The 23,330-nt window shown below is 71.9% G+C and carries 18 protein-coding genes and 2 pseudogenes; 13 read left to right on the plus strand and 7 right to left on the minus strand.

Annotation, left to right across the window (positions count from 1 at the left end; genetic code table 11):
- Nucleotides 1-203: 203 nt before the first annotated feature.
- Nucleotides 204-653 carry a guanyl-specific ribonuclease gene (locus ACZ4XD_RS14650; RefSeq protein ID WP_468042013.1) on the minus strand — a complete coding sequence of 150 codons (450 nt, stop codon included), beginning with the start codon at nucleotides 651-653 and terminating at the stop codon, nucleotides 204-206.
- A 296-nt stretch (nucleotides 654-949) separates the two neighbouring features.
- On the opposite strand from ACZ4XD_RS14650, the gene ACZ4XD_RS14655 reads away from it, so the two are divergent.
- The 4 genes and pseudogenes from ACZ4XD_RS14655 (at nucleotide 950) to ACZ4XD_RS14670 (ending at nucleotide 5,521) form a co-directional block, all read left to right on the plus strand.
- Nucleotides 950-1,576, plus strand: coding sequence for a helix-turn-helix domain-containing protein (locus tag ACZ4XD_RS14655; RefSeq protein WP_468042016.1), 627 nt, complete (start codon nucleotides 950-952; stop codon nucleotides 1,574-1,576).
- Between the two features lie 37 nt (nucleotides 1,577-1,613).
- A complete protein-coding gene (locus tag ACZ4XD_RS14660) occupies nucleotides 1,614-1,802 on the plus strand; it encodes a DUF6126 family protein (protein WP_468042018.1) in 189 nt (62 codons plus the stop codon).
- A 145-nt stretch (nucleotides 1,803-1,947) separates the two neighbouring features.
- Nucleotides 1,948-4,634, plus strand: a pseudogene (locus ACZ4XD_RS14665) (beta-N-acetylglucosaminidase domain-containing protein).
- A gap of 206 nt (nucleotides 4,635-4,840) precedes the next feature.
- Nucleotides 4,841-5,521, plus strand: coding sequence for a thiaminase II/PqqC family protein (locus ACZ4XD_RS14670; protein WP_468042020.1), 681 nt, complete (start codon nucleotides 4,841-4,843; stop codon nucleotides 5,519-5,521).
- A gap of 26 nt (nucleotides 5,522-5,547) precedes the next feature.
- Here ACZ4XD_RS14670 and ACZ4XD_RS14675 read toward each other — a convergent pair.
- From ACZ4XD_RS14675 to ACZ4XD_RS14690, 4 genes and pseudogenes are all read right to left on the minus strand, one after another.
- Nucleotides 5,548-6,129 (minus strand): annotated as a pseudogene (locus tag ACZ4XD_RS14675) (allantoicase); the annotation flags it as partial.
- 11 nt (nucleotides 6,130-6,140) lie between these two features.
- Nucleotides 6,141-7,484 (minus strand): allantoinase AllB, encoded by a 1,344-nt coding sequence (gene allB / locus ACZ4XD_RS14680; protein ID WP_468042023.1) that lies wholly within the window; start codon nucleotides 7,482-7,484, stop codon nucleotides 6,141-6,143.
- 158 nt (nucleotides 7,485-7,642) lie between these two features.
- Entirely contained in the window at nucleotides 7,643-9,190 is a 1,548-nt protein-coding gene (locus tag ACZ4XD_RS14685) for an NCS1 family nucleobase:cation symporter-1 (RefSeq protein ID WP_468042026.1), read from the minus strand.
- A gap of 43 nt (nucleotides 9,191-9,233) precedes the next feature.
- Complete coding sequence (locus ACZ4XD_RS14690) at nucleotides 9,234-10,022, minus strand: aspartate/glutamate racemase family protein (RefSeq protein ID WP_468042028.1); 789 nt, start codon at nucleotides 10,020-10,022, stop codon at nucleotides 9,234-9,236.
- Between the two features lie 267 nt (nucleotides 10,023-10,289).
- Here ACZ4XD_RS14690 and ACZ4XD_RS14695 point away from each other — a divergent pair, with 267 nt between their 5' ends.
- Nucleotides 10,290-11,090, plus strand: a complete 801-nt coding sequence (locus ACZ4XD_RS14695) for an IclR family transcriptional regulator (protein ID WP_388188774.1) — start codon at nucleotides 10,290-10,292, stop codon at nucleotides 11,088-11,090.
- Between the two features lie 151 nt (nucleotides 11,091-11,241).
- Here the strand turns inward: ACZ4XD_RS14695 and ACZ4XD_RS14700 are convergent, their stop codons facing one another.
- Both ACZ4XD_RS14700 and ACZ4XD_RS14705 read right to left on the minus strand, forming a co-directional pair.
- Nucleotides 11,242-11,532: a DUF5955 family protein gene (locus ACZ4XD_RS14700; RefSeq protein WP_467157624.1), complete on the minus strand. Its 291-nt coding sequence runs from the start codon at nucleotides 11,530-11,532 to the stop codon at nucleotides 11,242-11,244.
- Nucleotides 11,533-11,863: 331 nt separating this feature from the next.
- Nucleotides 11,864-13,735: a serine/threonine protein kinase gene (locus ACZ4XD_RS14705; protein WP_468042031.1), complete on the minus strand. Its 1,872-nt coding sequence runs from the start codon at nucleotides 13,733-13,735 to the stop codon at nucleotides 11,864-11,866.
- A gap of 367 nt (nucleotides 13,736-14,102) precedes the next feature.
- Here ACZ4XD_RS14705 and ACZ4XD_RS14710 point away from each other — a divergent pair, with 367 nt between their 5' ends.
- The 8 genes from ACZ4XD_RS14710 to ACZ4XD_RS14745 all read left to right on the plus strand — a co-directional run bounded on the left by ACZ4XD_RS14710 (nucleotide 14,103) and on the right by ACZ4XD_RS14745 (nucleotide 23,302).
- The gene (locus ACZ4XD_RS14710) at nucleotides 14,103-14,327 is read left to right on the plus strand and encodes a hypothetical protein (RefSeq protein WP_042159130.1); all 225 of its coding nucleotides are present in this window, start codon (nucleotides 14,103-14,105) and stop codon (nucleotides 14,325-14,327) included.
- A gap of 158 nt (nucleotides 14,328-14,485) precedes the next feature.
- On the plus strand, nucleotides 14,486-15,064 hold the full coding sequence (locus ACZ4XD_RS14715; RefSeq protein WP_468042034.1) for a nucleotidyltransferase family protein: 579 nt from the start codon (nucleotides 14,486-14,488) through the stop codon (nucleotides 15,062-15,064).
- A gap of 277 nt (nucleotides 15,065-15,341) precedes the next feature.
- Nucleotides 15,342-16,970: a malate synthase A gene (gene aceB, locus ACZ4XD_RS14720; protein WP_468042036.1), complete on the plus strand. Its 1,629-nt coding sequence runs from the start codon at nucleotides 15,342-15,344 to the stop codon at nucleotides 16,968-16,970.
- A gap of 142 nt (nucleotides 16,971-17,112) precedes the next feature.
- Nucleotides 17,113-18,033, plus strand: a complete 921-nt coding sequence (locus ACZ4XD_RS14725; RefSeq protein ID WP_468042038.1) for a MurR/RpiR family transcriptional regulator — start codon at nucleotides 17,113-17,115, stop codon at nucleotides 18,031-18,033.
- A 116-nt stretch (nucleotides 18,034-18,149) separates the two neighbouring features.
- Nucleotides 18,150-19,598, plus strand: a complete 1,449-nt coding sequence (locus tag ACZ4XD_RS14730) for an APC family permease (protein ID WP_468042040.1) — start codon at nucleotides 18,150-18,152, stop codon at nucleotides 19,596-19,598.
- The gene (locus ACZ4XD_RS14735) at nucleotides 19,595-20,992 is read left to right on the plus strand and encodes a glutamine synthetase family protein (protein WP_468042043.1); all 1,398 of its coding nucleotides are present in this window, start codon (nucleotides 19,595-19,597) and stop codon (nucleotides 20,990-20,992) included. The genes ACZ4XD_RS14730 and ACZ4XD_RS14735 overlap by 4 nt, the downstream gene beginning before the upstream one ends.
- Entirely contained in the window at nucleotides 20,982-22,130 is a 1,149-nt protein-coding gene (locus tag ACZ4XD_RS14740; protein ID WP_468042046.1) for an amidohydrolase family protein, read from the plus strand. The genes ACZ4XD_RS14735 and ACZ4XD_RS14740 overlap by 11 nt, the downstream gene beginning before the upstream one ends.
- A complete protein-coding gene (locus tag ACZ4XD_RS14745; RefSeq protein WP_468042048.1) occupies nucleotides 22,127-23,302 on the plus strand; it encodes a M20 metallopeptidase family protein in 1,176 nt (391 codons plus the stop codon). Before ACZ4XD_RS14740 ends, ACZ4XD_RS14745 begins: the two co-directional genes overlap by 4 nt.
- Nucleotides 23,303-23,330 lie beyond the last annotated feature (28 nt).

Genomic DNA, 23,330 nt, shown 5'->3' on the forward strand with positions numbered 1-23,330 from the left:
GGGGGAGGAGAAGAGAACCCAAAGCAGAGGGCAAACCAAACAAAAAAGACCCCCCCCCCCCCCCCCCCCCCCCCCCCCCCCCCCCCCCCCCCCCCCCCCGCCGCGGGTTCCGGGTCACGGGCTCAGCCGGCCCGCCACCCCTGGTGTTCTGTTGCCCTGTCGTCGTGAGCCGGCCGGCCGCTCGGCCCGCCGGTCCGCCGGCCTCAGCAGCCGCGGTCGACGAGATCGAACGTCTTGTAGTGGTCGGCGGTGTAGTAGTCCTCGTTCTTCTTCTCGCCGGCCACGATGCGCCGCGCACCGCGGTCGGGCGAGCCCGGAGTGACGACGGTGAACTCGTGGTAGTAGCCGGTGCTCTGGGACGGCAGGATGCCCTCCCGGTTGTCGAAGACCGTGCCGTCCTGCGGATACGGGTATGGCCCACCCTTCTCGATCAGGTCGAGGGTGTCGTGGGCCTGCGAAGGCAGCTTGGAGTGGCAGACCTTGCCGACGTCCTGGATGTGCACGGACGCGCTGTGCGCCGTTGTGGCGTACGAGGTGGCCGCGTGCGTCGTGGCGACGGCGGGGGTGGCGGTGACCGCGGTCCCGCCAATGAGAAGGGCCGAAGCGAGGGCGCCGACGGCGCCGAACCTGGTGATCCGTGGGGGGATTCTCATGCCCTCCAGAATGACGCGCGTAGACATGATCCTGTCAATGCCAACAGGCGGAAGTTTTCCGGGAGTTCACAACCCCGCCCCACCAACTCCCGTAAATTTCCGCATATCCCGGGCCGCGAGTGATCAAGTCCGGGTGTGCGGTGCGCGGGTGGCGTCGTAGCGGCGACGGTTGCCCTTGATCTCCTGCCTGTGCGCTCGCACCCTCGTCGCTGAGCATGTCGAAAAGCACCGCTGGACTCTTTTGCCTGTCAGGCAAAACTTTTGCCCGAGAGGTGAAAGGTCGCTATACCGGGGATATGACCGAGCTCCCCGACGAGCCCGCCGGCGCTTCGCCGGATGAGCTGTCCACCGTTGCGCCGCGCCTGCGTGACCTGCGGCGACGCAGTGGTCTCACGCTGGAGACCGCGGCCCGGCTGGTGGGGCTCTCGCCTGCGCATCTGTCGCGGCTGGAGACCAATCAGCGCCAGCCTTCGCTGCCGATGCTGCTGGCGCTGGCCCGTACCTATGGCACCACGGTATCCGACCTGCTCGGCGAGACCGCTCCGGAGCGGGACCCCATCGTGCGGGCCGGGCGGGCGGAGCCGTCGGAGGCCGGCGGCTGGACGTACTGGACCGCGGGCGGTGCCGGGCGGGCGATGCAGGCGCTGCGGGTGCTGGTGCCGCAGCGGGCGCAGGGCGACCTGGTGCGGGTCCATCCGGGCGAGGAGTGGCTGTACGTCCTCAAGGGGCGGCTGCGGCTGACGCTCGGTGCGGCCGTGCATGTGCTGGATCCGGGGGACGCGGCGCACTTCGACTCGCTGACGCCGCACCAGATCTCCGCCGCCTCCCCGGGCGGGGCGGAGCTGCTGTTCGTCCACACGCTCCTCCAGAGCGGGGCCGCCGAGCTGTGCCTCGGCGACGACACCAGGCGCCGCGGGCTGTGAGCCCCAGGCACCGTTTTTGAGGGAAGGACCCACCGTGGTGCCCGATCAGACCGTTCCTGCCACTCCCCCGTCGTCGGAAGCGCTCGCCGAGGCCGGGCGCGACCGGAAGTACGTCGAGAACAAGCCACCGCGCGGGCTGTATGTGCGGGTGTTCATCTATGTCATCGCGACGCATGTGCTGTTGGCGATGATGAGCCTTGTGGTGATCGCCGCGCAAAACCGGTAGGGGGCGCTCCGCGGGCGGTGGCAACGTCCATCCCTTCTGTCCGAAAGTCCATTGCCCCGGTGGGGTGGCCAGGTGAAGCCTGCTGGCGCGAAGAGGTCGCACGACTCCCGTCCCTGAACCTCGCCGCACCGAGGAGGACCGAAGGATGCACCGTACGCGCACCGCGGCGGCCACCGCGCTGGCCATGGCCCTGGCCCTGATCCCCCTGACGGGCATGGCGGGGCCGCCGGGCTCCGGCGGGAAGGCGGGGCGGGCCGGCGCCGGGAACCACCCCGGAGCCGCCGTGTCCCGGACCATCTCGCCCACGCCCCGGTCCGTCCGGAGCCGGTCCGACCGGGTCGCCATCACCCCGTCCGTGACCGTCGTCGCCGGGCCGCGCACCGATGCGGCGGCACTGGCCGTCGTCGAGAAGTCGCTGAAGGACGCCGGTGCGCAGCAGGTCGTGCGGGCCGAACGGGCGCCCGGCGGACGTCAGTTGTCGGTGTATGTGGACGGTGCGGCCGCGGCGCGGGCGCTGGCGGAGCTGGGCGCGAAGGGCGCCGACGGGCTCCCCGCCGAGGGGTATGCGCTCGCCGTCGGCGCGGGGCGGATCGCGCTGGCGGGCAAGGACGGCGCCGGGACCTACTACGCGGCGCAGTCCCTGCGGCAACTGCTGCCGCACGCGGAGCGGCCAGGGGCCCGGGTGTCGGGCACCGTCGTACGGGACTGGCCGGCCACCCCGCTGCGCGGCGTCATCGAGGGCTTCTACGGCACCCCGTGGTCGCACCGGGCCCGGCTCGACCAGCTCGACTTCTACGGTGCGCACAAGATGAACCTCTATGTGTACTCGCCGAAGGACGATGCCTATCTGCGCGAGAAGTGGCGGGATCCGTACCCCGCGGACCAGTTGGCGCAGATCGAGGAGCTGGTGGACCGGGCGCGGGCGCGGCATGTGGAGTTCACCTATGCGCTCTCCCCTGGGCTGTCCGTCTGCTACAGCTCCAATGCCGATCTCCGGGCGCTGACCGCCAAGTTCGAGACGTTGTGGGACATCGGGGTGCGGACCTTCGCGGTGCCGCTGGACGACATCAGTTACACGGACTGGAACTGCGCGGCGGACAAGGACCGGTTCGGGACCGGCGGCGGGGCGGCCGGAGCCGCGCAGGCGCATCTGCTCAACCGCGTCAACCAGGAGTTCATCGCCCGGCATCCGGGCGCCGAGCCGCTCCAGATGGTGCCGACCGAGTACTACGACGTAAAGCCGTCGCCGTACAAGAAGGCGCTGGCCACCCAGCTGGACAAGGATGTGCTGGTCGAGTGGACGGGGTGGGGGTGATCGCGCCGACGATGACCGTCGCCCAGGCCCGGCAGGCCCGGGAGGTCTTCGGGCACCCGATCCTGACCTGGGACAACTACCCGGTCAACGACTATGTGACCAACCGGCTGCTGCTCGGGCCGTTCAACGGCCGGGAGAAGGGGCTGCCGGCGCAGCTGGCGGGGATCACCGCGAACCCGATGATCCAGCCCGCGGCGTCCAAGCTCGCGCTGTACACGGTGGCGGACTACGCGTGGAACGACACGGCGTATGACGCCCGGACGTCCTGGGGCGGGGCGATCGAGGAGCTGGCCGGCGGTGACGCCCGTACGGCACGGGCGCTGCGGGCCTTCGCGGACGCGCATTACGCCTCGTCGCTCAATCCGCGGCAGGCACCCGAACTGGCCGCCGCCATCGAGCAGTTCGGCAAGGACGGTGAGGCGCGGCGGCTCGATGCGGTGCTGCAAAACCTTCAGGAGGCGCCGGCGGTGCTGCGGGACCGGCTCGCCGACCGGGGCTTCGTACAGGACAGCGCACCGTGGCTGGACGCGACCCGGGCCTGGGGCGTCGCGGCCCGTACGGCGCTGCGGCTGATCGAGGCGACCAAGGCGGACGAGGGCGCGCGGGCCTGGCAACTACGGCAGCAGATCCCGGAGTTGGTGCGGACCGCCAGGTCGTTCGTGTACGTGGACATGGCCGGGCTGCGGATTCCGGTGCTGGTGGCGGACGGGGTGCTGGACACCTTCGTCGAGGACGCGGTGGCCGCCCACGACCGGGCGCTGGGCGTCACCGGCCGCCCCCAGGGCTCGACGGATCTCTCCGTCTACCAGGACAACGCGGTCTCCCGTATGACCGACGGCGATGACGCCACGTACTTCTGGAGCGGCGCGGGGCCCAAGGACGGTTCCTTCGTGGCGCTGGATCTGCACGCCGAGCGTCCACTGGGCACGGTCACCCTGGCGATGGGCAAGAGCGGCAGCCCGGACGACTATCTGCGGCACGGCGTCCTGGAGTACTCGTCGGACCGGAAGAACTGGCAGCGGCTGGCCGCGTTCGACGGGAAGGCCGAGGTGCGTGTCGAGCCGCCAGCCGGTGTCCGGGCCCGGTACGTCCGCGCCCGGGCCACCCAGGCGCAGGACAACTGGCTGGTGGTGCGGGAGTTCGCGGTGGCCGGGGCCGACGCGGGCACGGTGGCCGGTGGCCCGCCCGCGGCGGAGGGCAGCGCGCTGCGGTCGGCGGCGGACGGCGATCCGGCGACCACCTATCGCGCGGCGCGGGCGGCGCAGCCCGGCGAGAACCTGGAGTTCACGCCGGACGCGCCCCGTACGGCGCGGTCCGTGGTCGTGCTGCGGCCGCAGGGCGCGCCAACCGGGGCAGCGAGGGTCGAGGCCCGTACGGGCGGCGCCTGGCGCCCCCTCGGCACGCTGTCCGGCGCCTATACGCGGCTGACGGTCGGTGACGGCGCGGTCGAGGGTGTCCGGTTGGTGTGGCGGGATGGGACCGCGGCGCCCGAGGTCAATGAGGTGGTGGTGCACTGAGGGAGGACTGAGGGGTACGGGCCGCGTGGTGCGCCCCGTACCGCCCGGTGCACGGCGGACGCGGCACGCCCGACGGTGTGCCGCGTTCCCCTTCCGCGACCGCCGGCGGTTCGCCCGTCGGCGTCGCGTCATCTCCCCCGCGGCAGATGTCCCGCACCCTAATCTGAGGTGCTGGCCACCGCCCTCGCCCCGGAGGAGACCGACTCATGGCCCGAACCGCTCCCGATGCCCCTCGTCCGACCGCGGCCGTCGTGCTGGACGACGCGGTCCGCGCGCTCGCCCCGGACTCCGCCGCCAACCGGCTGGTCTCGCAGATCGAGGCGGGTGCGGCACCGCGCTCCGTGTTCGCCACCTTCGCCCTCGAACAGCACCAGGTGATCGCCGCTGACCGGCTCAGCTTCCAGCATCTGGCGCGGCGGGCGGACGGTGACCCGCCCGTCGCCGACTTCTTCGATCTGCTCGCCCAGGGCGAGGCGCGGGCGCTGAAGCAGCTGGCCGGGCTGGCGGACGCCTGTGGGCTGACCGAGCGGGAGATCGCGGACTACCAGCCGCGGCCCGGCTGCCAGGCCTATCCGTCCTACGCGGCACGGCTCGCGCTGGGCGGCGAACCGGCCGATGTGGCGATCGCACTGACCGCCAACTTCGCTGCCTGGGGCGGCTATTGCGCGATCGTGGCGGCGGCGATGCGGGACCACTACGGCTTCCCCGAGGCGGCCCGTGGCTTCTTCGGCCTCTTCGCCGAGCCGGCCCCGGCCGTCGAGGAGAAGGCGCGCGCAGCGGTCCAGCACGGCCTCGACACCGGCCAGGCACAGCCGGCCACCGCACATCGCTACGGCCGTCTCCTCCAGGCGTACGAGCTCATGTTCTGGCACTCCGTCGCGGAGTGAACCGACCGGGCCCCGGCCCGGTCCGGTCAGCCGCTCAGCTCGTCGTGGCGCGCGACCAGACGGCGCATGCCGTCCGCGGTGAGGGAGCCGTGCAGCCGCAGCCGGGCTATGCCTCCGTCGGGGAAGATGGCGATCCGGACGTGGGTGACGGGCGGGGTGCCGGGCGGCAGGAAGCGGTGCACGGTATCGGGTTGCAGGCGGGTGCGGGGCAGCAGTTCGACCCGGTCGCCGCTTTCGCCGTCGCGGCCGGACAGGGCCGCCCAGCCGGCCGAGTTGCCCTTGAGGAAGCCGGTGTCGATCTCCACCGCGCGGATCACGGACCGCTCGGTGAGCCGGTAGCGGACCCAGTCGTTGCCGGTGCCGCGGCGGCGCCGGGTCTCCCAGCCGTCGTCCATCTTGCGGGAGCGGCCCGGCTGGATGGTGTGGGTGGGTGAGGAGTAGAAGCGGTCCGAGGCGTCCTCGACCCGGCCGCCGTTCTCCAGCGCGGCGACATCGAAGGTGCCCAGTGCGGCGAGCCAGCCAGGGTCCGGAACGACCTCGCCGTGGACCCGGAGGCGGGCGACCCCGCCGTCGGGATGCTGGTTGAGGCGCAGATGGGTGAAACGGCGGCCGGTGCCGGTCATGGGCGATGCGGCCGTTCGAGCAGCTCGCCGGTGGGGTCGGCGAGCGTGGTGCCGTCGTTGATCCGGCGGCCGCGCAGCCAGGTGGACCGTACGACGCCGTACAGGGTCTTTCCGGCGTAGGCGGTGATCTTGTTGCGGTGCTGGAGGGCCTGCGGGTCGACGGTGAAGGTCTCCTCGGGGGCGAGGACCGTGAAGTCCGCGTCCCGGCCGGGCTCGATGGCGCCCTTCCGGTCGAGGCCGACCAGCGCCGCCGGTGCGGTGGCCATCCAGCGCACCACGTCGTCGAGGGTGTGGCCGCGCTCGCGGGCCTCGGTCCAGATGGCGGGCAGCCCGAGCTGGAGGGAGGAGATGCCGCCCCAGGCCGCGCCGAAATCGGCGGTCTTGAGGTCGGCGGTGGACGGTGAGTGGTCGGAGACGATGCAGTCGATGGTGCCGTCGGCCAGGCCCTCCCACAGGGCGTCCTGGTTGGCGGCCTCGCGGATCGGCGGGCAGCACTTGAACTCCGTTGCGCCGTCCGGGATTTCCTCGGCGGTCAGGGTCAGGAAGTGCGGGCAGGACTCGACGGTGATCCGGACGCCCTCGCGCTTGGCGGCGGCGATCAGCGGCAGCGCGTCGCTGGAGGACAGATGCAGGACATGGACCCGTGCGTCGAGCCGCTGGGCGAGCACGATCAGTCCGGCGATGGCGTCGTTCTCGGAGATCCGCGGGCGGGAGGCGAGGAAGTCGGCGTACTTGGGGCCGTGTGGTTCGGGGGCGGCGTCCAGGTGGCCCGGGTCCTCGGCGTGCACGATCAGCAGGCCGTCGAAGCCCGCGATCTCGCCGAGGGCGGCGGCCAGTTGCTGCTGGTCGACCTCGGGGAACTCGTCCACGCCGGAGGGCGACAGAAAGCATTTGAAGCCGAAGACCCCGGCGTCGTGCAGCGGGCGCAGGTCCTTGACGTTGCCGGGGATCGCGCCGCCCCAGAAGCCGACGTCGATATGCGCCTTGCTGCGGGCGACCGCGCGCTTGGTGTCGAGGTGGGCGGCCGTGGTGGTGGGCGGGAGGCTGTTGAGCGGCATGTCCACGAGGGTGGTGATACCGCCGGCCGCGGCCGCGCGGGTAGCGGTCCAGAAGCCCTCCCACTCGGTGCGGCCGGGGTCGTTGACGTGGACGTGGGTGTCGACGAGGCCGGGCAGCAGGACGTCGTCACCGAAGTCCTCGATCCGCGCCCCGGCCGGAGCCCGGTCGTCATACGGCAGCACCGCGTCGATCCTGCCGTCCTTGACGACGACGGACGCGGCGCGCGTGCCCTCTGGGGTGACGACGCGCCGGGAGCGCAGCACCAGCTCTGTTTCGGACACCCGGTCCCCTCCTCGTAGCTGTTCTCATCGTGGCGTGCGGGCGGGTGGGGTGCACGGCCGACGGAGTGGCCGTGCCCTCCGGAACGTGCTCTGCACGCCCGAATGCCCCACCGATTCAACAATCTGTTGAACGAGTCTTCACTCCGGACCCCGGCCCGTCAAGACCCCTCGGCCGGCACCGGCACGATGACCGGCCCGGCCCCCTCGGGCGTCGCCGACGCCCCCACCACAGCCGCGCTGACCTGCGACGGGATGATCTCGTCCGGGATCGGGCCGGCGCTCACGGCCGCCCGGTCACGGCCCGGGAGCAGGGCGTAGAGCCCACCGGCGAGCCCCATTCCGAAGACCCAGGAGAACGGCGCGACCACGTCGAAGGCCGGGACCAGGGCGAGCGCGGCGGAGACCGTGGCGGCCGGCAGGAAGGCCGCCACGGCCCTCGGGTTGTAGCCCCGGCGGTAGAAGTACGCCCCTCGGGCATCGGCCGAGAACAGTGCATCGACATCGATACGGCCCCGGCGCAGCAGGTAGTAGTCGACGAGCAGAATCGCCACCAACGGCCCGAGGAAGGCGCCCAGCGCCCCCAGGAAGTACTGGATCACCAGCGCCGAGGAGTACAGCTTCCAGGGCATGACGACGACGGCCAGCACCGCGGTGATCATGCCGCCGCGCCGGAAGTTCAGATACTTCGGCGCGAGATTGGCGAAGTCATAGGCGGGCGAGACGAAGTTGGCGACGACATTGATGCCGATGGTGGCGACGATGAAGGCCAGCGCGCCGATGACGGTGACCACCGGGCTGTCGATCTTCTGGATCACCTTCACCGGGTCGTAGATCGCCTCCCCGAAGACCGAGATCGTGCCCGCGGTGACCAGCACGGCGACCACCGCGAAGGCGGTGAAGTTCACCGGCAGCCCGATCAGATTGCCGCGCCGGTAGGAGCGGTGGTCGGGCGTGAAGCGGGCGAAGTCCGCGTAATTGAGGACCAGGGTCAGAAAGGTGGCGACGGTCAGACTGACCGCGATGAGGCTCTGTTCGAGCTGCGCGGAGCCACTGAGCCCGGTGAGGCTGCGGGTCAGCGAGATGTCCCCGCCGGCCTTGACGACCAGATACACCGCGAGCGCGAGCACCACGAGCCAGACCACCGGGCCGGTCGCGAAGTCCTGCACCTTGCGGATGAACTCCATCCCGCGGGTCAGCAGCACGGCCTGCAGCCCCCACATCACCATGAACGCGATCCAGCCCAGGGTGGACAGCCCCAGCACGGAGTTGTGGTGATAGACCTCCAGGCCCGGCGCGAGCTGAAGGGTCAGCAGGACCACGGCGGTCGAGGCCAGCCAGGTCTGGATGCCGTACCAGGCCACGGCCATGACCGCACGCAGCAGCGCGGGGATATTGGCGCCGTAGACGCCCCAGCTCGCCCGGGCGAGCACCGGATAGGGCACGCCGGTGCGGTGTCCGGCGTGGCCCATGCGGTTCATCAGCCAGTAGACGATCGAGATGCCGGCCAGCAGCGCGACGAACACCTCCCAGGCCGGCAGACCCAGCACGAACAGGCTGGCGGCGAAGGCGTAATTGCTGATCGCGTGGGTGTCGGACATCCACAGCGCGAAGATGCTGTACGTGCCCCATTTGCGCTCGGGGGCCGGGGCGAGGTCCTCGTTGAAGAGGCGCGGGTCCGGCTGCGGGGGCTTCGGGGGTGTGGTCACGTGTCCTCCCAGGCGGGTTGGGTGGAGCTTAGGGGGTCAGTTGTCAGATGCCTGATGTCTGTGCCGAAAATTCAGTGTGCCGTGGGGAGCCCTGAGCGCGCCCCGGGGTCAGATGGGCGCTCAGCGGCCAGGAGCCGATGACTTTCGGGCGGGGCGGCGCGAAACTGCGTCCCGTACTGGTGGCCAGCCCGAGCCCGACGACCGCCTCCGCGAACTTCACGGCCGCGGCGACGCCGTCCACCACCGGCACGCCCAGCGCCGCGGCGACCCTCTCCTGGAGCCCGGCCATCCCGCCGCAGCCCAGACAGATCACCTCGGCGCCGTCCCGGACGGCCTCCCGGGCGGTCTCGATGATCACCTCGACGGTGCGCTCCGCGTCCTCCTCCAGCTCCAGGACGCCGAGCCCGGTGCCCCGCACGGCGGCACAGCGCTGGAGCAGTCCCGCCGTCAGCAGCCGGTCCCGGATCTGCGGTACGGCACGGTCGAGGGTGGTGACGATGCCGTAGGCGTGGCCGAGCATCATCGCCATCTGGGCGGCGCTCTCGGTGATGTCCAGGACGGGTACGTCCAGCAGTTCCTGGGCGCCCTCCCGGCCCGGTTCGCCGAAACCGGCCATGACCAGCGCGTCGAAGGACAGGTCGAGGGTGGCGAGCCGGTCCAGGACGGCCGCGGCACTGAGATAGCCCTCGAAGTGGCCCTCGATGGACTCCGGCCCCCAGAGGGGTTCGGTGGCGATGATCTCGGTGCCCGGGGCGGCGGCTGTGGTGGCGGTGGCGCGGATCGAAGCGGTCATGGAAGCCGTGGTGTTCGGGTTCATGACGAGAATGCGCATGACGCTCCAGCGATTTGGAGGATTCCACAGAATGGACAGTATGTTTCGCGCAGCAGAACGTAGCTATGGCCACTGGCACCGTCAAGGGATCGGGGCTAGGTCTGTGGTCGCCGGTGGCCTCCGCAGGACAAAGCGGGCCTGACCGGCGGGAACGGGTGTGCGAGAGTCCATGTGTCAACGTAAGGGGACCGGTAGGCTGCTCCGGTCGGGCCCGGCGCCCGCACGCCCCAGCCGAGACCGGTCTGACCCGCCCGAAAGGAACGCTCCGTGCCGCCGTCCAGCGCCAGCCCCTCCGCCGCCGAAGCCAAGCCAGGCGCCAGCGGCGGCGTCCAGTCCCTCGAGCGCGCCTTCGACCTGCTGGAGCGGATGGCCGACGCCGGCGGCGAGGTCGGCCTGAGCGAGCTCTCCACCAGCAGCGGGCTGCCGCTCCCCACCATCCACCGCCTGATGCGCACGCTCGTCGCCTGCGGCTACGTCCGCCAGCAGCCCAACCGCCGCTACGCACTGGGCCCCCGGCTGATCCGGCTCGGCGAGAGCGCCTCACGGCTGCTGGGCACCTGGGCCCGGCCGTTCCTGGCCCGTCTGGTCGAGGAGACCGGCGAGACCGCGAATATGGCGCTGCTCGACGGCGACGAGATCGTCTATGTCGCCCAGGTGCCGTCCCGGCACGCGGTACGGATGTTCACCGAGGTCGGCCGCCGGGTACTGCCGCACTCCACCGGCGTCGGCAAGGCGCTGCTCGCCCACCACCCCGCGGAGGAGGTCCGCGCACTGCTCGCCCGTACGGGCATGCCCGCCGCGACCGACAAGACGATCACCGACCCGGACCGCTTCCTCGAAGCGCTCGCCGACGTCCGCCGCCTCGGCTACGCGGTCGACGACAACGAGCAGGAGATCGGCGTCCGCTGCCTGGCGGTGCCGGTACCCAACTCCCCCACCTCGGCGGCGATCTCCATCTCCGGTCCGACCGGCCGGGTGACCGAGGCGTCGACGGACAAGATCGTGCCGGTGCTTCAGGATGTCGCGGCACAACTGTCGGTGGCGCTCGCGAATCAGACGCCGGCGTAGCGGTACCCGGCACATCCCTCGCGGGCCGGCAGGGCCGGCAGGTGGCGTACGGCGCCGGTCCGCGCACGGCTGCCGCGGCGCGCACTCCCCGTCCGCAAGCCCGTGCAGCACGCCGGCGCGCCGGACCGCGGACCGGGCTGCGCGGTGGTGGTCACCGGGCGCGCGGCAGCTCGCCGAAGCGGTCGATGCCCTCGCGCACCTCTGCCAGCGCGGGCGACAGCGCACTCACGGACCCGACGGCCCCGGCGATCAGCAGCAGCGAACGGCGCAGCCGGGGCACCTCGGGCAACCCGTGACTCACCATCGCGTCCAAGGCGGCCAGCTCATCATCGGCGGCCACCCGATCCGGTAACTCCCCCGGAAGTACGGCCAGTTGGCGACGCAGCCGGGCCACTGCCCCGCGCAGTTCCTGGACCCGTGGGTCGCCCTCGACCCCGGTCACTCGTCGGTCCTTCTGAAGCTGTTCCACAACGACGGCGTCCTCCAAAGCCGTTGCCCGTTCCGCGATGCCGGACAGTTAACGCCACTCTGCGCTGATCGCGCCATACGGAGAGCGAAATCGACTGGATCACTGGGGAATCCGGTGGGTGGGGACTGGGGCGGGGGCAGGGGCTGACGGGGTCTTGGCCCGACCTTGGCGTGACGCGTCCGTATTTTTTCCCCGCCGCCCACCCCCCTTCGGGGGGTGGGCGGGTGTAGTGACGAGGGTGCCCACCCCTGACGGGGTGGGGGCGCGCCCCTCCCTCACCCCGCCCTCGGCCCCGCCCTCTCCCTCAGGAGTCCTGCTCGGGCTCCACCGCGTTGCGCCAGACGCGGACGTCGATGGTCATGTAGCTGCTGGGGTCCGACTTCGGGGCGTAGCCCTTGAAGGTGATCAGTGCGACATGGCCGTACTTGGTGGTGAGGCACATCTGGGCGCCCTTGGAGAGCCTCTTGGTCAGGATGCTGTCGGTGAACCGGGTCTCGTTACGGCAGGTGGCGAGGGTGCCCTCCTGGCCGGCGTTGAGCAGCACCAGCTTGCCGGTCTCGGTGTCGACCTCGTCGTCGGTGTAGGTGTTGTCCGTGTACGAGAAGTCGATGTCCGTGTCGTTGTCGGAGTCGCTCGGATGGACCGGCTCGTCGGCCAGTGAAATGTGGTAGTCGTCGGGCAGGTTGATGGTCTTGTAGTCGACCGGGGCCGGGTCCTGCGCCGGGGCGTCGTCCTCGCCGTCACCGGGGCCCGTGGTCGGGTCCTCGGCGGGCGTCGGCGAGGAGCCCTTGTTCGCCGTCTTGCTGTCGCCGGCGGCCTGGTTGCCCTTCTTCTGGCCGTCGGCCTTCATGACCGTGTAGACGGCGGCGCCGCCGGCGCCCGCGAACGCCAGCAGACAGACCACCACCAGGGCCGCGATCAGCCCCTTGCGCTTCTTCTTCGGCGGCTGGGCGGCCGGCACGGCGGCGGTCGGGACGGTCATCGCCGGGCCGGTGGCGGTGGGGCCGGTGGACGTCGGATTCATGGCCGTCGGACTCATGGCCGTCGGCGCATCGGCCCCGGCGGCGGTCGGTGCGTAGGCCGCCGGGCCGAACCCGGGCGGCGGGGTCTGCGGGTGGTTCAGGGCGGTCGGCACCGGCGCGACCGGCGCCGCGGGCCGGGTCGGCGGCTGGGCCGGCGGAACCGGCGACTGGGCGGGCGGGGCCGGCGGCTGGGCGGGCGGCTGGGCCGGGGCACCCGCGGTGGGCGCCTCCAGCGGGGGCGGCGGCGTCTGTGCGGGTGCGGGCGCGGCGGCACGGGTGGTGATGTCGGCGGCGACGGCGGTGGGCAGCCATTCCTCGGGGCGGCGCAGCTGCGTCTGCCCGGAGGCCGCGCCGCACAGCTCGATCACCTCGGCGACGGACGGCCGGTCCGATGCCTCCTTGGACAGACAGCGGGTCACCAACTCCCGCAGTTCGTCGGGGAGTCCGGCCAGATCCGGCTCTTCGTGGACGATGCGGTAGAGCACTCCGTGCGAGGTGCCCTCGCCGAACGCGGGGGTGCCGATGGCCGCGTAGGCGGCGACCTGGCCGAGCGCGAAGACATCGGTGGCGGGGCTGACGGTGCTGCCCGCGGCCTGCTCGGGCGCCATGAAGGTGGGGGTACCGACGGTGACGCCGCTGCTGGTCAGGGACGTGGCGTCGGCGGCGCGGGCGATACCGAAGTCGATGACGCGCGGCCCGTCGGCGGCCAGCAGCACATTGGACGGCTTCAGATCGCGGTGCACGATGCCCGCGCCGTGGATGACCTGAAGGGCCTCGGCGATCCCGGCGACCAGCAGCAGTACGGTCGGCACCGGCAGCTTGCCGTGCTCGGCGACCGCCGCGGCGAGCGAGGGGCCGGGGACGTACGCGGTGGCGAGCCAGGGGCTGCGGCCTCCGGCGTCGCTGTCGATGACCGGCGCGGTGTACAGGCCCTGGACGCGCTGCGCGGACTGCACCTCCTGCTTGAAGCGGCGGCGGAACTCCGCGTCCTCGCTGAACTCGGGGCGGATCACCTTGATGGCCACCGGCCGCCCGCCGGGCGTGTAGGAGAGATAGACCTTGCCCATACCGCCGGAGCCGAGCCGTGCCGAGAGGCGATAGCCCGCGATCGCTCGTGGATCGTCACCTTCCAGCGGCTGAAAGATTCCGGACACGCCTGAACTGTTCACCACTACTACCGTCCCCCGGCTCAGAAAAACGCCCGCCACTTCGGCACGACGACCACAACATTCGCAACGGGGAAGAACCCTATCCGGCCAGGCGCCGCATCCTCACATCGCCGGTCGGCGCACGGGCGCCTTGTCCGAAGGGCCGGTTTCGCGAAGGGTTTTGACGGCCGAGGCGACCCGGAAACGGCCCTGGCGCGCGTTGCCCGAAATTGGCCTGATGATGCGTCGGCACATACGTTCCCCAGGACCCCCTTTGGTGTGGGCACGCACCATCCGATGCGTATGGCGCGGCACGATGGAGCATTCTCCCTTTCAAGGAAATATCCGGCATATCACTGGATCGGAGATTGCCATGGAGCCCCACTCCGGCCCCGACACCGGCTCGAATCCCCGTCGTGTCAGCGTCGTCCAACTCATCTGCCGCGCGTACGGCCTGTCGGACGCCTCGGAAATCACGATGGAGCACATAGACCGCTATGTCGCCGAACGCCGGCAAGCGGAGGAACGGACGCACCATCTGCGCGACCGGCTCCGACCACACATCCCCCGGCCACGGGCCGCCGGTGACGCGGCCTGACCCGGTCGGCCGCACCCCAACGGGCCGCGGAGCGAGGTGCCATGGGGTAAGCAGTCCCCATGGCACCGACAGCACCGAAAGACCCGCGAGAGCAGCCGCACCGGACCCGGCCCCACGCCCCTGAGGGGACGCGGAGCGCCGGGCGGCCCGAGGGGAGGGTGGCCGGTTTGCTGCTCGCCGCGGGCGGCGGACGGCGGCTGGGGGGACGGCCCAAGGCGCTGCTCGACCACCGGGGACGGCCACTGGTCGAGCACGCCGCACGGGCCCTGCGGGACGGCGGCTGCCACCCGGTGCACATCGTGCTGGGGGCGGCCGCCGCTTCCGTGCGTGAACGGGCCGAGCTCGCGGCGTACGGCCTCTCGGAGAACCCGGACTGGGCCCGGGGGATGGGCACTTCGCTGCGGGTGGGACTGGCCGCGCTGGCGGAATCCGGGGCGGATGCGGTGGTGGTGTCCCTGGTGGACCAGCCGGGCATCGGCGCCGCGGCGGTGGCGCGGGTGGTGGCGGCGTACGGCGGGCGCGGCTCGCTCGTCTCCGCGGCGTACGGCGGCCGTCGGGGGCACCCGGTGCTCTTCGGCGCCGACCGCTGGGCGGACATCGCGGCGACCGCGGAGGGCGACCGCGGCGCGCGTGCCTATCTCCAGCGGCATGCGGACGCGCTCACCCTCGTCGAGTGCTCCGATATCGCGGAGCCGTACGACATCGACACGCCGGAGGATCTTCACCGTCTGGAGTGAGAGCGGGCGTCGGCGGGCACGCGGCGAGCCGAGGGCGGGAGTAATGGAGAGTGACCGGTGTGGCACCGAGAGCCATTCGATCACTACTTCTGTCGAGCCTGAGAATCTCGACATCAACAAACCATTGAAGTTCCGCGATAAGGAAACTAGTCTCCACTGGTCAGAAGCGCCCTGAACCCAGTCGGCGCCCGCGACCGTATCCGGGAGCCCGCGGCACCCCGTGCCGCCCGGCGTTCCGGCGGCCGCCGGGCACCGCCGCTGAATGGAGTGACAGCTCATGTCCGCACCAGCGCCGTCCCCGCTGGCCATCGTCGAAGTCGATCCCGCGCACACCCCCGAACGCCAGGGAGAGGTCCTCACCGAGGCCGCGCTCACCTTCGTCGCCGAGCTTCACCGCCGGTTCACCCCGCGCCGCGATGAGCTGCTGGCCCGCCGCGCCGAGCGCCGCGCCGAGATCGCCCGGACCAGCTCGCTGGACTTCCTCCCGGAGACCGCGGCCATCCGCGCCGACGACAGCTGGAAGGTCGCCGAGGCCCCGGCCGCGCTCAATGACCGCCGGGTGGAGATCACCGGCCCCACCGACCGCAAGATGACCATCAATGCGCTCAACTCGGGCGCCAAGGTCTGGCTCGCCGACTTCGAGGACGCCTCCGCGCCGACCTGGGAAAACGTCATCGGCGGCCAGGTCAACCTCATCGACGCCTACGAGCGCTGCATCGACTTCACCGACGCCGCGTCCGGCAAGTCGTACGCCCTCAAGCCCGCCGAGGAGCTCGCCACCGTCGTGATGCGGCCGCGCGGCTGGCACCTCGACGAGCGTCACCTCCAGTTCGAGGGGCGGCCGGTGCCCGGCGCCCTGGTGGACTTCGGGCTGTACTTCTTCCACAACGCCAAGCGGCTGCTGGACCTCGGCAAGGGCCCGTACTTCTACCTGCCGAAGACCGAGTCGTACCTGGAGGCCCGCCTCTGGAACGAGATCTTCGTCTTCGCCCAGGACTATGTCGGCATCCCCCAGGGCACGGTGCGCGCCACCGTCCTGATCGAGACCATCACGGCCGCGTACGAGATGGAGGAGATCCTCTACGAGCTGCGCGACCACGCCTCGGGCCTGAACGCGGGCCGCTGGGACTACCTCTTCTCCATCGTCAAGAACTTCCGTGACGGCGGCGCCAAGTTCGTCCTCCCGGACCGCAACGCGGTCACGATGACGGCGCCGTTCATGCGCGCCTACACCGAACTCCTCGTCCGCACCTGCCACAAGCGCGGGGCGCACGCCATCGGCGGTATGGCGGCCTTCATCCCCAACCGCCGCGACCCGGAGGCCAACGAGAAGGCCCTCGCCAAGGTCAGGAACGACAAGGACCGGGAGGCCGGCGACGGCTTCGACGGCTCCTGGGTCGCCCACCCCGACCTGGTCCCGGTCGCCCGTGCCTCCTTCGACGCGGTGCTCGGCGACCGGCCCAACCAGAAGGACCGCCTGCGTGAGGACGTCTCGGTCTCGGCCGCCGACCTCATCGCCATCGACTCCCTCGACGCCAAGCCCACCTACCAGGGCCTGATCGACGCCGTCCAGGTCGGCACCCGTTACATCGAGGCCTGGCTGCGCGGCCTGGGTGCCGTCGCCATCTTCGGCCTCATGGAGGACGCCGCGACCGCCGAGATCTCCCGCTCCCAGATCTGGCAGTGGGTCGACGCCGGGGTCGTCTTCGAGAACGGCGAGAAGGCCACGGCGGATCTGGTGCGCACGATCGCCGCGGAGCAACTGGCCGCCATCCGCGCCGAGGTCGGCGAGGAAGCCTTCACCTCGGGCAAGTGGCAGCAGGCCCATGACCTGCTGCTGAAGGTCGCGCTGGACGCGGACTACGCGGAGTTCCTGACGCTGCCCGCGTACGAGCTGCTGGTCTGAGCCGGCCCGGCGCGCGTCCCCGCTGTGCCGCGGTTCCCTTCCGGAACCGCGGCACAGCCGTGTTTCCGCCGCCGCCCCGCGGCGCCGCGGGTGGCCCGGCCCGGTGTGGTGTCATGTGATCACCAAGTGGAGAGGCAGTCGGATGGATGGTCGGCCAGGAGAGCACGGCGAGCCGTCGGCCGCGCGCGGGGACGCGGGCGCGGGCCAGGAGTTGGGGACGACGGTGGCCGAGCGGCTGCGGCGGGTCCAGGGCTCCCTGTCGCCCGCGGAGCTCAAGATCGCCCGGGCGCTGATGGCGCACTACCCCGCGGCGGGCCTGGAGTCGACGTCCGGGCTGGCCGGACGGGCGGGGGTGAGCCCGCCGACCGTCGTCCGCTTCGTCGCCCGGCTCGGCTTCGACGGCTACCGGCAGTTCCAGCAGTCGCTGCGGGACGAGGTGCAGGCGCGCCGTGCCTCACCGCTGACCCTGCGGCCGGTGGTCAGCGAGAGCTCGCCGACCTCGGACCTGATCGAGGCGGCGGAGGAGGTCGGCCGGGCGGCATTGAGCCACACCTTCGCCGCGCTGCCGGAGCAGGAGTTCGACCGGGCGGTCGAGCTGATCTGTGACCCGGCGAAGCGGATCGTGAGCTTCGGCGGGCGGTTCTCCCGTCTGCTGGCCGAGTACCTGGATCTGCATCTGCGCCTCCTGCGGCCGGGCACCCAGGTGCACATACCGGCCCCAGGCCAGGACGGCGGCTTCCGGGTGGATCTCGGGCGGCGGGAGGTGTGTGTGGTCTTCGACTTCCGGCGCTATCAGCGCGACACGGTGGAGCTCGCCCGCTTCGCGCACGAGCGCGGCGCGCGGGTGGTGCTGTTCACCGATCCGTGGCTGTCCCCCGTGGCCGAGTTCGCGGATGTGGTGCTGCCGGTGCGGGTCGAGGCGCCCAGTCCGTTCGACAGCATCGTGGCGCCGATGGCCGTGGTGGAGACGCTGGTGGCCGCGGTGCATGTACGCCTGGGGACGGCGGCGGAGGAGCGGATGAGGGCCGCGGAGGAGGCGTCGGGCGACCGGACCATGGAATGACAGCCATGAAATGAATATTTCAACGCTGCCCTATTGACGCGCTACGTGGAACGTATGTTTCATGACGGGACTCGGGCTGCTGCGGACGCAGCCCCGTCTCCTCCTCGGAGCGCCCTGTGTCGAATCCCCCTCGAACACGCAAGCTGCGCTTGTGGGAAGCGCTGACCCTCTCCGTCGGTCTCATGGGACCCACGCTCGCCATGGGCCTCAACGGGGCCGGAGTGGCTGCCACGGTCGGCAAGGCCGTTCCCCTCGTCTTCCTGCTCGGCCTGCTCGGTGTCGGCCTGGTCGCCTATGGCTTCTGGCGGCTGACCCAGCACTTCCACCAGGCCGGTTCCGTCTATGCCCTGGCCGGGGCCACCATCGGCCCGCGCGCCGGATTCTTCGGCGGCTTCGCCCTGCTGGGCACCTATCTCGCCTTCCTCGTCTGCACCCTCGCCGCGACCGGTGTCTTCGCCCAGGCATTCCTGCACGCGATGGGCATCCGCTCCGCCGGGCCCTGGGTGGCCGTCGCGCTCCTCGCGGCCGTCGGGGTCACCGCGCTCAACTCCCGGGACGGTCGCACCACCGCCCGCACCCTGCTGATCGTGGAGGGCGTCGGCATCCTCGCCATGCTGGTGCTCGCCGCCGTCATCATGGGGCGGGCCGCCACGGGCTCGGCGCCCCGGCACCAGAGCCTCGATCTCTCGGTGTTCACCGCCGGCGGCACCACGTACGGCGCGGTCATGACGGCCACCGTCTTCGCCTTCCTGTCCTGGGCCGGGTTCGAGGCGTGCGCGTCGCTGGGTGAGGAGACCGACGACCCCAAGCGCAACATCCCCCGCGCACTGGCCGGCAGTGTGCTGCTGACCGGCGGTCTCTACGTCCTGATGATGTTCGCCCAGACGATCGGCTTCGGCACCGACGCCCAGGGGGTGCGGGCGTTCGGCGCGGCGGAGTCGGCGCTGTCGTCGCTCTCCGGGCAGTACATCGGCACCTGGTTCGCGCTCGTCATCGCCTTCACCGCGGTCGCCTCCGCCTTCGCCGCGGCGCTGTCGTCCTCGGCGGCGGCCGCCCGTATGGTCCAGGCGCTGGCCCGGGACGGCTTCGGGCCGCGTGCCCTCGCCCGTACGCACCCCGTCACCGGCGCCCCGACCACCGCGTTGCGGGTGTGCGGCGCCGTCGCGGCGGCGCTGGCCGCCGTGATGTACGGGACCGGGGCCGGCGCCTTCGACACGTACTACTGGTTCGCCACCCTCGGTGTGCTGTGCGTCCTGGTGGTGTACGCGGTCGCCGGGGTCGGGGTGATCGTCTTCACGCTCTCCGGCCGGGGCCGCATCCCCCGCTGGGAGCTGGTGGTGCCGGTCGCCGGGCTGGGCTATCTGGGCTTCGTCTTCCTCCAGCAGTCGACCGGCCAGCGCGCGCCCTACACCTACTTCCCCTGGATCGCCGCAGCCTGGTGCCTGGCCGGTGTCGCGGTCGTCCTGTTCGCCCCCTCCCTCACCCGGCGCATCGGCGCCCGGCTGGCCGGTGCGCTGGTCGCCGACGCACAGCTGCCCGACCCGAACCGAAAGGTCCCCTCATGACGCTGGTGCACACGAAGGGGACGGGGCCGGGACTCCTCGGTCCCGGCACCGTCCCCGGCCCCTCCCCGACCCTCCGCGCCGCCCCCGAGGACCCCCCGATGACCGACGCCGCCACCGTCTTCGTCGCCACCTGCGATCTGGCCGGGCAGGTGCGGGGGCGTGCCGTGCCCGCCGCGGACCAGGCTTCCGCGCTGCGCTCCGGCACCGGTTGGGTCCCGGCCGATCTCGCGATCTCCTCATTCGGCCCGATCGCGCCGGACAACGTCTTCGGTTCGCGCGGCGACCTGCGGCTGATCCCGGACCCGGCCACCGGCGTCGACATCCCGGCGGACGGGGACGCTCCCGCGCTCCGGCTCTACCTCGCCGACCAGACCCTGCCCGACGGGGAACCCTGGCCCTGCTGTCCGCGCACCTTCCTCCGCGACGCGGTCGAGGAGTTGCGGGAGCGCACCGGGCTGGAGGTGGTCGCCGCGATCGAGCACGAATTCGTGCTCGGCGGACTGCCGACCAGCCCGCCGTTCTCGCTCCAGCGCTTCCGCCAGGCGGAGCCCTTCGGCTCGGATCTCGTACGGCTCCTGGAGCAGGCCGGGCTCCAGCCGGAGAACTGGCTCCCGGAGTACGGGGACGGGCAGTTCGAGATCACCCTGCGCCCCGGTACCGCGATGGCCGCCGCCGACCGCGCCGTCCTCCTCAAGGAGCTGGTGCGCGACCTCGCCCGCCGTCGTGGCCTGCCAGTGAGCTTCGCGCCCCTCCTCGCGCCCGACGGGGTGGGCAACGGGGTCCACCTCCATCTGAGTCTGCGGGACGCCGAGGGCAGTCCGGTCCTCTTCGACGCCGCGCGGCCGGGCCGCCTCTCGGCGCTCGGCGCCCGGTTCTCCGCCGGCATCCTGCGCCACACCCCGGCGCTGACCGCCTGGACCGCGCCCAGCCCGGTCTCCTTCCTCCGGCTCACCCCGCACCGCTGGAGCGCCGGCGGGATCTTCCTGGCCGAGCACAACCGTGAGTCGCTGCTGCGGATCTGTCCCACGACCCAGCTCGCCGGGTCCGATCCCGCCGCCCAGTTCAACCTGGAGTACCGCGCGGCCGACGCCACCGCCAACCCCTGGCTCGCCCTGGGGGTCCTGCTCCGCGCCGGGCTGGAAGGTCTGGTGCGCGACTACGACGAGCCCACGGTGTGGCCGGAGGACACCGACGCCGCGGTGCTCGACGGGGTCCCCGCCCTCCCCGCCACCCTCGAAGAGGCCCTGCACGCACTCGAATCGGACGAGGTCGTGCGGTCCTGGTTCGACCCGCGGCTGCTCGCCACCCATCTGTCGGTCAAGCGGTCCGAGCTCACGCAGCTGGCCGGGCTGGACGACGCCGCACGTATCCGGAAGGTTGCCGATGTCCACTGACGCCCTGGCGGCGGCGCTCGCGGAACTGCCCCTCGTGGACCACCATGTCCACGGCGCGCTCCGCGACGACGTCGACCGCGCCGGACTGGAGCTGATGCTCACCGAGTCCGACCGTCCGGTCCCGCCGTGGATGACCCAGTTCGACTCGCAGATCGGGTTCGCGGTGCGCCGCTGGTGCGCCCCGGTCCTCGGCCTCCCCGCGCACGCCACGCCGGAGACCTATCTCGCCCGGCGCCGCGAACTGGGCGCGGCCGAGGTCACCCGCAGACTGCTCGCGGCCTCGGGCATCGACCACTACCTGCTGGAGACCGGGTACGGCGGCGCGGAGATCCTCGGCACCGGCGAGATGGCCCGGGCCTCCGGACGCCCCGTCGACGAGATCGTACGGCTGGAGTCGGTGCTGGAGGACGTGGCCCGCAGCGGTGTGGACGCGGCCGGCCTGGCCGAGCGGTTCCGCGAGACCCTCGCCGCACGGACCGTGGACGCGGTCGGCCTCAAGAGCATCGTCGCCTACCGGTTCGGCTTCGACTTCGCCCCCGGGCGGCCGGGGGACGACGAGGTCACCGCCGCGGCCGGAAGATGGCTGGCCGAGTGCGAGCGCACCGGAACCGTACGGGTCAGCGACCCGGTGCTGCTGCGCTTCGTGCTGTGGTCCGGCGTCGACCGGGGGCTGCCCATCCAACTGCACGCCGGATACGGCGATCCGGACGTGGAGCTGCACCGCTGCGACCCGCTGCTGCTCACCCGGTTCATCAGGAGCGTGCAGCCGCACGGCGTCGACCTGTTGCTGCTGCACTGCTACCCCTTCCACCGCAACGCCGGCTATCTGGCGCAGGTCTTCCCGCACGTCTTCTTCGATGTCGGACTCGGGGTGAACTACACGGGGGTGCGCTCCGACGCCGTGGTCGCCGAATCCCTGGAGCTGGCTCCGTTCGCCAAGATCCTCTTCTCCAGCGATGCCTGGGGACCGCCCGAACTGCACCATCTGGGCGCGCTGTTGTGGCGGCGCGGCATGCTGCGGGCGATGGCGCCATGGGTCGGCAGCGGCGAATGGGACCTCGATGAGGCGGTCCGGGTGGCCCGCATGATCGGACACGACAACGCCCGCCGAGTCTACGGTCTGGAGGGCGGCGCATGAGCAGCGAGGCCACCCTCACCGCGCTCGCGGCGCAGCTCGAACGGGAGCTGGCCGGCGCCGTCGAGCTGCGCCATCAGCTCCATGCCCGGCCCGCGCTGTCCGGCGACGAGGCCGCCACCCGCGAGCTGGTGCTCGCCGCGCTGCCCGGCCGGCACTCCGCTACGGAAGTCGCCGGCACCGGAGCCGTGGTCCGGGTGGGCGGCGGCGGTCCGGCCATCGCCGTGCGCGGGGAACTCGACGCCCTGGCGGTGCACGAGGAGACCGGGGTGCCCTGGGCGTCCCGGCACCCGGGGGTGATGCATGCCTGCGGTCATGATGTGCACCTGGCCGCGCTGGTCGCCCTCGCGCGGGCGGTGGACCGGGCCGGCGGACCGGCCCCGCTGCTCGCCGTGTTGCAGCCCCGCGAGGAGACCTATCCGTCCGGCGCGCAGGACGTCACCGAGGACGGGATCCTCGACCGGGAGCAGTGCCGGGCGGCCGTCGGGGCGCATGTCCAGCCGCTGCTCGAAGCGGGCACCGTCGCCTGCACCCCGGGTGGCGTCAACGCCTCGGCGGACGAATTCACCGTGACCGTCCGGGGCCGCGGCGGCCACGCGGCCTACCCGCACCTCACCCGCGACCCGGTCGTCACCCTCGCCCATGTCGTGGTCGCGCTCCAGAGCCTGGTGAGCCGCGAAACCGACCCGATGTCCTCCGTGGTGCTGAGCGTCACCACGCTCGCCGCCGGAACCGCGGCGAATGTCGTCCCCGGCTCCGCGGAGGCGCGCGGCACCCTGCGCGCGATGCGGACGGCCGACCGCGAGTTCCTCCATCAACGGCTGGTGGAGACCGCCGAGTCGGTGGCCCAGGCGTACGGGTGCACCGCGGACGTCCGGATCACCCGGGGTGAGCCGGTGCTCGACAACGACGCGACCCTGACCGCCGCGACCCAGCCGCTGCTCGCCTCCCTCGGGCTGAAGGTCGCCACCGACCTGCGGTCCGCGGGCGCGGACGACTTCGCGTACTTCTCCGCGCGGATGCCCGCGCTGATGCTGTTCGTGGGAACGCACGGCGGCACCGAGCAGCTGCACTCCCCGACGTTCCTGCCGCCCGACGAGCGGGTGCGGGACGTCGCCCACGCCCTGCTCGCCGGCTATCTGGCCGCCGCGGAGCAGTTCGTCCCCCGGCTCTGACGCCCGCTACGCCCGTGGTGCCGCCCGC

It is taken from the genome of Streptomyces sp. NPDC029466 (genome assembly GCF_055574515.1).